We start from the raw sequence: 9,085 nt of genomic DNA on the forward strand, positions 1-9,085 counted from the left end.
CCTGGCCTTCCTGCGGGAGTACGAGGACGACCTGGTGCTGTGCGTGAACAACTTCGCCCGGTTCTCCCAGCCCACCGAGCTGGACCTGCGCGAGTTCAGCGGGCGCCACCCGGTCGAGCTGTTCGGCGGGGTCCGCTTCCCGGCCATCGGCGAACTGCCGTACCTGCTCACCCTGGGGGGCCACGGCTTCTACTGGTTCCGGCTCACCCGAGTCGCATCCCGCATCGGCCGACGACTGTGAGCGTGCGCCGACGAAAGGAGGCGTCACCATGACGAAGACCGCGTTCCTGCGCCCCAGAAGTGCCCTCCTCGCCGAGCCCCTGGAGTCGCTCGGCGGTCTGCTGCGGGAGTGGCTGCCGCGGCAGCGCTGGTTCGCCGGCAAGGACCGGCCCGTCACCGACCTCGGTGTGCTGTCCATGACCGAGCTGTCCCCGGACTGTCTGCACCTGCTGGTCCACGCCGCCCACGGCACCGTGCCCGTCCCCGACGGCGCTCCCCCGGCCGGTGACTGCTACCAGCTGCTGCTCGCCGTGCGCAGGCATCCGGCGCCGCGCCTCGGCCGGGCGATGATCGGCAGGGTGCAGGAGGGCCCGCTGACCGGCCTGACGGTCTACGACGCCCTGTACGACCCCCGGTCGGCCCATGTGCTCCTGGACCGGCTGCGGCACCCCGGCGCGGCGGGCCCGCTGCGCTTCGAGTGCGACCCGGCGCAGCCGGTGCCCGCCGGTCTGGCGCCGCGCCTGCTGGACGCGGAGCAGTCCAACTCCTCACTGGTGTACGGCGACGCGTACATCCTGAAGGTCTTCCGGCGCATCCAGCCCGGCGTCAACCCCGACCTGGAGGTGCCGGGCGCGCTGGTCCGGCAGGGCTGCCGCCGGGTGCCCGCGCCCGTGGCGTGGTACCGGACGACGCATCCGCTCCAGGCGACGCTCGGCGTGCTGCAGCCGTTCCTGCCCGGCGCCTCCGACGGCTGGACCCTGGCCCTGCACGCCCTCGCGACCGGTGACGACTTCACCACCGAGGCCCATGAGCTGGGGCGCGCCACGGCGGAGGTGCACCTCGCGCTGGCCTCGGCCTTCCCCCCCGCCGCGCCCGGCGAGAACGGCCGGACCGCGGCGGCGATGACCGAGCGGCTGAACGTCGCCGCGCACTGCGTGCCGGCGCTCAGGCCGTACGTGCCCGGCCTGCGGACCGCCTTCGCCGCGCTCGCCACCTGCGACGCCGGGCCGCCCGCCCAGCGCATCCACGGCGACCTGCACCTGGGACAGGTGCTGCGGGCGGGGCGGGAGTGGTTCGTCATCGACTTCGAGGGCGAGCCGTCCCGCCCGCTCGCCGAGCGGGTGAGCCCGCACTCCCCGGTACGGGACATCGCCGGCATGCTGCGCTCCTTCGACTACGCCGCCCGGCAGCGCCGCCCCTGGCGCCCGCAGTGGGCGCGCCGCTGCCGGGAGGCCTACTGCGCGGGCTACGCCGCCCACGCCGGCTGGGACCCGCGCAAGAAGCACGGCCTGCTGCGCGCCTACGAGACGGACCGGGCCGTGTACGAGGTGCTGTACGAAGCCCGGCACCGCCCCGACTGGCTTCCCGTGCCCATGGCGGCGATCGAACGACTCGCCGTGAGAGGAGACTGACACCGTGGCTCTGCGTGACACCTCGCTCCCCGAGCCGGCCGGCCCGGTCCCGCCCGCCTGCGGACCGCCCGGGGCCGCCCCCGCGCCGGCCCCGTCCGACCGGGAGCGCCTGCTGGCGGGCGCCCACCACGACCCGCACGCGCTGCTCGGCGCCCACCCGGTGCCCGACGGCATCGCCTTCCGGGCGCTGCGCCCCTTCGCCCGTGCGGTGAGCGTGGTCGTCGACGGCGCGCGCCACGGCCTCGTCCCCGAGGGAGACGGCCTGTTCTCCGGCGTCCTGCCGCTCACGGAGATCCCCCCGTACACCCTGGTGGTGACGTACGGGGACACCGAGTACGAGGTGCACGACCCCTACCGCTTCCGGCCCGCCCTCGGGGAGTTCGACCTGCACCTGATCCGCGAGGGCCGGCACGAGCAGCTGTGGCGGGCGCTCGGCGCGCACCCGATGACCCACCAGGGCGTGACCGGCACCCGCTTCACCGTGTGGGCGCCGAACGCGCAGGGCGTCCGGGTCGCCGGGGACTTCTGCCACTGGGACGGGACGGCGTTCCCGATGCGCTCCCTCGGCGCCTCCGGGGTGTGGGAGCTGTTCCTGCCCGGCGTCGGGGAGGGCGAGCTGTACAAGTTCGAGATCACCTCCCGGTACGGCCACCGGTTCCTCAAGGCCGACCCGATGGCGCGCCGCGCCCAGGAGCCGCCCGACACCGCGTCCGTGGTGACGGCGTCGCACTACGAGTGGGGGGACGCGCAGTGGATGCGGACGCGGGCCGGGACGCCCGTGCACCAGGCCCCGTTCTCGGTGTACGAGGTGCACCTGCCGTCCTGGCGCCCGGGGCTGACGTACCGCCGGCTGGCCGAGGAGCTGCCCGCGTACGTCAAGGACCTGGGGTTCACCCACGTCGAGCTGATGCCGGTCGCCGAGCACCCCTTCGGTCCGTCCTGGGGCTACCAGGTGACGTCGTACTACGCGCCGACCGCGCGGCTGGGCACCCCCGACGACTTCCGGTACCTGGTCGACGCCCTCCACCGGGCCGGCATCGGCGTGATCATGGACTGGGTGCCCGCGCACTTCCCGAAGGACGACTGGGCGCTGGCCCGGTTCGACGGGGACCCGCTGTACGAGCCGGGGGACTCCCGGCGCGCCGAGCACCCGGACTGGGGGACGTACACGTTCGACTTCGCCCGCACCGAGGTGCGCAACTTCCTGGTGGCGAACGCCGTGTACTGGTGCGAGGAGTTCCACATCGACGGGCTGCGCGTGGACGCCGTCGCCTCGATGCTCTACCTCGACTACTCGCGGGAGCCCGGCGGGTGGGAACCCAACGCGTACGGCGGCCGGGAGGACCTGGCGGCGGTGGCGTTCCTGCAGGAGATGAACGCGACCGTCTACCGGCGCTGCCCCGGCGTGGTGACGATCGCGGAGGAGTCCACCGCCTGGGACGGGGTGACCCGGCCCACCGACGGCGGCGGTCTCGGCTTCGGCCTGAAGTGGAACATGGGCTGGATGCACGACTCGCTGCAGTACATCGCCCGCGAGCCGGTCCACCGCAAGTACCACCACCACGAGATGACCTTCTCGATGGTGTACGCCTACAGCGAGAACTACGTGCTGCCCGTCTCCCACGACGAGGTCGTGCACGGCAAGGGCTCGCTGGTGTCGAAGATGCCGGGCGACTGGTGGCAGCGGCGCGCGAACGTGCGCGCCTACCTGGGCTACATGTGGGCGCACCCCGGCAAGCAGCTGCTGTTCATGGGGCAGGAGTTCGCGCAGGGCGCCGAGTGGTCCGAGAAGCACGGACCCGAGTGGTGGCTGCTCGACGACGATCACCCCTTTGCCGGTGACCACCGCGGGGTGCGGGACCTGGTCCGCGACCTCAACGCCGTCTACCGCGCCACCCCCGCCCTGTGGCAGCGCGACACCGACCCGGCCGGCTTCCGGTGGGTCGTCGTGGACGCCGCCGACGACAACGTCTTCGCGTTCCTGCGGTTCGGCGCGGACGGCACCCCCCTGCTGGCGGTGTCGCACTTCTCCCCCGTGGTCCGCCACGACTACCGCCTGGCCGTCCCCGAGGACGTCGTCGCCTGGCGGGAGGTCCTCAACACCGACGCCGCCCGCTACGGCGGCAGCGACGTGACCCGTCCCGACCCGATCGGACCGGAGGACGGCTGCGTACGGCTCACCCTGCCGCCGCTGGCCACGGTGTGGCTGACGCCGTCCGCGCGGTGAGACCCGGCACGGCCAGGTGTCCGGCCGGGCTTTGCGGGCAGTCGGGGTCGTACGAGCGGGAACCGCTCGTCGTCACCGCGGCAGGCCACAGAAAGGCGGACATGGACGTGCGCACCGTCGGAGTGGAGGAGGAACTCCTTCTGGTCGATCCCGAGAGCGGCGAACCGCGGGCACTGTCCGCCGCGGTGCTCGCCCGCGCCGCGCAGGACGACGCCGAGCAGGACGTCTTCGAGAAGGAACTCCACGACCAGATGCTGGAGTTCGCCACGCACCCCCAGTCGGACATGGGGGCGCTGCGGGCGGAGATCGCCCGCTGCCGCAAGGAGGCGGCCCGGCACGCCGAGGGGATCGGCTGCACCGTCGCCGCGCTCGCCACGTCCCCGCTGCCCGTCAGCCCCTCCGTCGGCATGAACCGCCGCTACCAGTGGATGGCCGACCAGTACGGCATCGCCACCCGCGAGCAGATGGTCATGGGCTGCCACGTCCATGTGTCGGTCGACTCCGACGAGGAGGGCGTCGCGGTGATCGACCGGATCCGGCCCTGGCTGTCGGTGCTGGCCGCGATCAGCGCGAACTCCCCGTTCTGGCAGGGCAAGGACTCCGGGTACCACAGCTACCGCAGCCGGGTGTGGCAGCGCTGGCCGTCGGCGGGCCCGACGGAGATCTTCGGCTCGGCCGAGCGGTACCACCGCCGGGTCGCGGACATGGTCGCCACCGGCGCCCTGCTCGACCACGGGATGATCTACTTCGACGCGCGCCTGTCCCAGCGGTACCCGACGGTGGAGATCCGGGTCGCGGACGTCTGCCTGCACGCGCACACCGCCGCCCTCGTCGCCACCCTGGCCCGCGGGCTGGTGGAGACCGCCGCCCGCGAGTGGCGGGCGGGAGCGGAGCCGGCCGACCACAGCGTGAGCCTGCTGCGGCTGGCCGGCTGGCGGGCCGCCCGGTCCGGCCTGGCCGAGGAGCTGCTCCATCCGGCGACCATGCGGCGCATGCCCGCCCGGACCGTCCTGCGGGCCCTGCTGGAGCATGTCGAGGAGGCGCTGGCCGACACCGGTGACCTCGACCGGGTCCGCGAGGCCTGCGCCGAGCTGCTGCGGCACGGCACCGGTGCGCAGGTGCAGCGCGCGCTGCTGGAGCGCACCGGCAGCCTGCGGGACGTCGTCACGGAGTGCGTGCGCCTCACGCAGGCCTGAGACCTCCCGCTGGCCACCGGCGTGCGCACGGGCCCGTGCGCACGCCGCCTTTCCCCGTGCTCACACCATCAGGACGATGGCGTAGGCCAGGAAGAACGCCGCGATGAGCACGGTGAGGACGATGATCAGGGTCAGGGGCGCCTTGGCCCAGCCCTTGGGCGGGTTGTGCGTCTCGCGCGGGCCCGCCTCGGGCATGCTGCTCTCCGCCGGCGGGGTCTCGCCCGGCGGTACGCCGCCTCCCGGTTCGAGGCCGGAGGCGCGTTCGGGTTCGGGATCGGGGTTCACGTAACTCATGCCGTCCGGGTCCCCCGAACAGGCCGAGATCATCAAGCCGGTTCCACTTCTGCGGTACGGGCCCCCGGGCGCTCCCGCCTCGGCTACATTCGGGCACCGCCGATGACGGCGCTCGCCGGCGGCGTCACCCCGTACCCGTCAGGAGCAGCGCATGCGCGACCTCGCCCTCGCTCCCCCGGCTGCCTCTCCCCTGACCGGCGGACTCGCCGACAGCGTCTTCGAGACGGCGGCCCGCACCCCCGCCCTGCCGGTGCTCGCCCGCCGCGCGGACGCCGCCGCCCCCGTCTGGGAGGAGGTGACGGCCGCGGAGTTCCGCGACGAGGTGGTCGGCCTCGCCAAAGGGCTGGTCGCCTCCGGGATCGCGCCGGGCCACCGCGTGGCCGTCATGGCGCGCACCCGGTACGAGTGGACGGTGCTCGGCTACGCGCTGTGGACGGTGGGCGCCGAGGTGGTGCCGGTCTGTCCGACGTCGTCGCGCGAGCAGGTGGAGTGGATCCTCCGGGACGCCGGCTGCGTGGCCGCGGCGGTGGAGGACGAGCAGGGCGTGATGACCGTCGGCTCGGTGTGCACCTCGCTGCCGGGGCTGCGCCACGTGTGGCAGCTGGACGCGGGAGCGCTGGAGGAGCTGGTGCGGCGCGGAAGGTCGGTCCCGCTCGCCGCGGTCGACTCGATGCGCCGCATCGTGCTCCCGGACTCCACCGCGGTGATCGCCTACACCTCCGGCACCTCGGGCCGTGCCCTGGGGTGCGTCCTGAGCCACCGCGGCCTGGCCGCCCCCTGCGACACGCTGCTCGCGGGCTGGGGGCACACGGCGGCGCCGCCGGGAGAGCAGGGCCGTGTCCTGGCCTTCCTGCCCTTCTCCCACGTGTACGGACTGATGATCCAGGGCCTGTGCGTGCGCGGCGGTCTGCTGCTGGGGCACGAGCCCGACATGAGCGAGGCGGCCCTGTCGTCGGCGCTGCGCTCCTTCCGGCCCACGTACCTCTACGCCGTCCCCTCGGTCCTCGAGAAGATCTACAAGAACTTCCTGCGCACGGCGCAGGCGGCGGGCCGCGGCGCGCTGTTCGAACGGGCGGCCGACACGGCGCGGGAGTTCGCCGCGGCAGCGGAGCGGCAGCGGCTGGGCCGGGGCCCGGGCCCCGGCTTCGAGCTGCGGCTGCAGCACGCCCTGTACGAGCGGACGGTCTACCGCGGGCTGCGGGCCGCGCTGGGCGGCCGGGTGCGCCGCGCGACTTCCGGCGGCTCGCCGCTCAGCCGGGACCTGTCCCTCTTCTACGAGGGCATCGGCGTCTACGTGCACGACGGCTACGGGCTGACGGAGACCAGCGGCGGGGTGACCATGCAGCCGCTGGGCCGGGAGAAGTCGGGGACCGTCGGCAAGCCCCTGCCGGGCACGCGGGTCCGGCTGGCGGAGGACGGCGAGATCCTGGTGCGCGGGCCGTCGGTGTTCCAGGGCTACGCGGGCGACGAGGCCGCCACCCGGGCCGTGCTGCGCGACGGCTGGCTGGCCACCGGGGACCTCGGCCGGCTGGACGACGAGGGGTACCTGACGATCACCGGCCGCAAGAAGGACGTCATCATCACCAGCGGCGGCAAGAGCGTCGCCCCGGCCGCGCTGGAGCAGCGGCTGCGGATGCACCCCCTGATCCACCAGGCGGTGGTGGTGGGCGACAACCGGCCCTGCGTGGGCGCCCTGATCACGCTGGACCCGGAGTTCCTGGCGCACTGGCGGGCGGCCCTGTCGCTGCAGGGCGACGAGCCGGTGCGCCGGGCCCGCGAGGAGAACGCGCTGCGGGAGGAGGTCGGCCGGGCCGTGGCCGCGGCGAACAGCGCCGTCTCCCGCTCGGAGTCCATCCGGGTGTTCCGGATCCTGCCGGAGCCGTTCGGTGTGGCCGACGGGCTGCTGACGCCGTCGATGAAACTGCGCCGGGACGAGATCGTGCGGCACTGTGCGGCGGAGATCGACGCCATGTACGAGGCGCGCTCGGGTGCGCGCCGGCCGCGTACCCCGGACGAGCAGGCGCTTTGGGACGACCCGGACGACGTGTTCCGGTGAGGCTCCGCGCGGCCGAGGGCGCGCACGGTCCCGCGCATGCCGAGGGCGTACGCCGCGTCGGCGTACGCCCTCGAACCGTGCGAGAGGCCGGTGCGCGCTGTGCGCGGCGGCGGGTCAGCCGCCCACGTACCAGGTGAAGCCGCCGTTGGCCGCGCTGATCGCGAGCAGCACCCCGAAGATGACCAGGTCGATGATGCCGAGCACCACACCCGCCTTGGCCATTCCCGCCCCGCCCTTGGCCGGTGCCTGGCGCATGGCGACGGCGCCCAGCACGATCGCGAGCGGCCCGAGAATCACATTGAAGAGGAACACTCCGATGATTCCGCAGATCAGGCTGGCAATGGCCAGACCGTTCGTGCGCGAGCTGGGGGATGCGGCAGAGGAACTGCCGTAACTCGTCATCAGGATCTCCCGGTGTCGGGGAATTTGGACTGTCGCACAACCGGGTGCCCGCCCAATGCGCCACGCATTCCGAGGAATTCCGGCAATACCGAAATGCCGAATTCCGTTTACGGCCGGGGGCCGGGCGGGAATGTCCGCCCCCCGGGACAACCGGCTGTGCGGGGACCGCCACGCAGCGTCGCCGGGACCGGGCGCCGGGAATCGCGGACCCGGTGTCGGAGGAGAAGGCGCGTAGGCTCCGCCAGCACGGGAACTAGCACACGGAGGCACGTAGGAGAAGGACGACAGCCCTGCTGAGGCGGGCCGGGAAGGCGCGATGGCAACCGAGCCACGTTGGGACAAGAAACTGTCTTCCGAGGAGATCATGAGCCGCACGGCCGGCTTCGCCGGTGAACTGCACAACGTGACAAGCGCGCGCTTGGTCGCGGAGGAGTTCCTGTACGACCTCGCACGTGTGTCACCGCCGTCGGCACCCGAGCACTGGGACGACATCCTGCTCGTGGTGACCGAACTGGCCGCCAACGCCGTGCAGTACGCCCCGGGTCCGTTCGAGCTGCGCCTGCGCCGCACCTTCGACGGGGTGCACGTGGTGATGCACGACACCAGCACCACGCCGCCCGCGCCGCGCCCCTTCCATCCGAGTCGCGGCGGCGGCGGCATCGGCTGGCACCTGATCCACACGCTGTGCGATCAGGTCAGTGTCGTCACCGACGAGCGCGGCAAGGACATCCACGTCTTCCTGCCCTGGTGAGCGGGTTCCGCGCGCTCCCCCGTCACGGCCGGCCTGCCCGGCGCGGCGGCGCCTCGCGCATCGGCACCAGCACGCTGACCGTCTTGCCGCCCTCGGGGCGGCGGGTGATGACGATGTCCCGGGCCAGGCGGATGATGAGCGGCCAGCCGTAGCCGTTGCCGTGGTGCCCGACGGGCAGCGGACCGGGCCCGTAGGCGGCCTCGGGGACGATCTCGCTGTTGTCGTGCACCGCGATCCGTACGCCCCCCGCGGTGGTCCGGGCCTCGAAGCCGGCCAGTCCCTCGCCGTGCCGGATCGCGTTGGTGACCAGCTCCGAGACCACGAGCAGCAGGTCGATGACGTCCTCGTCACGCGGGGTACGGCCCGCCGCGGCCCACTCCTCGCGCACCACGGACTCCGCGTACGCGCGGGCCGCCGCGGCGCTGGTCACGCCGCCCGGCGCGGCACCGGACGGCGGGGTGCCGGCGCCGGCCGCGGGGTCCGTCCCGCGCCTGCCCGCGCGCTCCGCCCGGCCGGCGCCGGCCCGGA

The 9,085-nt window shown here is 73.6% G+C and carries 9 protein-coding genes; 6 read left to right on the forward strand and 3 right to left on the reverse strand.

Features of this window, described 5'->3' with window-relative positions:
- The 4 genes from ABD363_RS31950 to ABD363_RS31965 form a co-directional block, all read left to right on the forward strand.
- A partial coding sequence (locus tag ABD363_RS31950; protein ID WP_344609961.1) for an alpha-glucosidase C-terminal domain-containing protein occupies positions 1-241 on the forward strand: 241 nt, incomplete at its 5' end.
- A 28-nt stretch (positions 242-269) separates the two neighbouring features.
- Complete coding sequence (locus ABD363_RS31955) at positions 270-1,631, forward strand: maltokinase N-terminal cap-like domain-containing protein (protein ID WP_344609962.1); 1,362 nt, start codon at positions 270-272, stop codon at positions 1,629-1,631.
- A 4-nt stretch (positions 1,632-1,635) separates the two neighbouring features.
- A complete protein-coding gene (gene glgB, locus ABD363_RS31960; RefSeq protein ID WP_344609963.1) occupies positions 1,636-3,858 on the forward strand; it encodes a 1,4-alpha-glucan branching protein GlgB in 2,223 nt (740 codons plus the stop codon).
- A 107-nt stretch (positions 3,859-3,965) separates the two neighbouring features.
- Positions 3,966-5,054 carry a glutamate--cysteine ligase 2 gene (locus ABD363_RS31965; RefSeq protein ID WP_344609968.1) on the forward strand — a complete coding sequence of 363 codons (1,089 nt, stop codon included), beginning with the start codon at positions 3,966-3,968 and terminating at the stop codon, positions 5,052-5,054.
- A 60-nt stretch (positions 5,055-5,114) separates the two neighbouring features.
- Here the strand turns inward: ABD363_RS31965 and ABD363_RS31970 are convergent, their stop codons facing one another.
- Entirely contained in the window at positions 5,115-5,348 is a 234-nt protein-coding gene (locus ABD363_RS31970; RefSeq protein ID WP_344609964.1) for a DUF6480 family protein, read from the reverse strand.
- Positions 5,349-5,499: 151 nt separating this feature from the next.
- Between ABD363_RS31970 and ABD363_RS31975 the strand changes: the two genes are divergently transcribed.
- Positions 5,500-7,404: an AMP-dependent synthetase/ligase gene (locus tag ABD363_RS31975; protein WP_344609965.1), complete on the forward strand. Its 1,905-nt coding sequence runs from the start codon at positions 5,500-5,502 to the stop codon at positions 7,402-7,404.
- A 114-nt stretch (positions 7,405-7,518) separates the two neighbouring features.
- Here the strand turns inward: ABD363_RS31975 and ABD363_RS31980 are convergent, their stop codons facing one another.
- Positions 7,519-7,806, reverse strand: a complete 288-nt coding sequence (locus ABD363_RS31980) for a DUF4190 domain-containing protein (protein WP_344609966.1) — start codon at positions 7,804-7,806, stop codon at positions 7,519-7,521.
- Between the two features lie 316 nt (positions 7,807-8,122).
- Here ABD363_RS31980 and ABD363_RS31985 point away from each other — a divergent pair, with 316 nt between their 5' ends.
- Positions 8,123-8,557: an ATP-binding protein gene (locus tag ABD363_RS31985; RefSeq protein WP_344609967.1), complete on the forward strand. Its 435-nt coding sequence runs from the start codon at positions 8,123-8,125 to the stop codon at positions 8,555-8,557.
- Between the two features lie 22 nt (positions 8,558-8,579).
- On the opposite strand, the gene ABD363_RS31990 is transcribed toward ABD363_RS31985, so the two are convergent.
- A partial coding sequence (locus ABD363_RS31990) for an ATP-binding protein (protein ID WP_425578049.1) occupies positions 8,580-9,085 on the reverse strand: 506 nt, incomplete at its 5' end.

This window comes from Streptomyces glaucus, from assembly GCF_039533365.1.
Classification (GTDB): domain Bacteria; phylum Actinomycetota; class Actinomycetes; order Streptomycetales; family Streptomycetaceae; genus Streptomyces; species Streptomyces glaucus.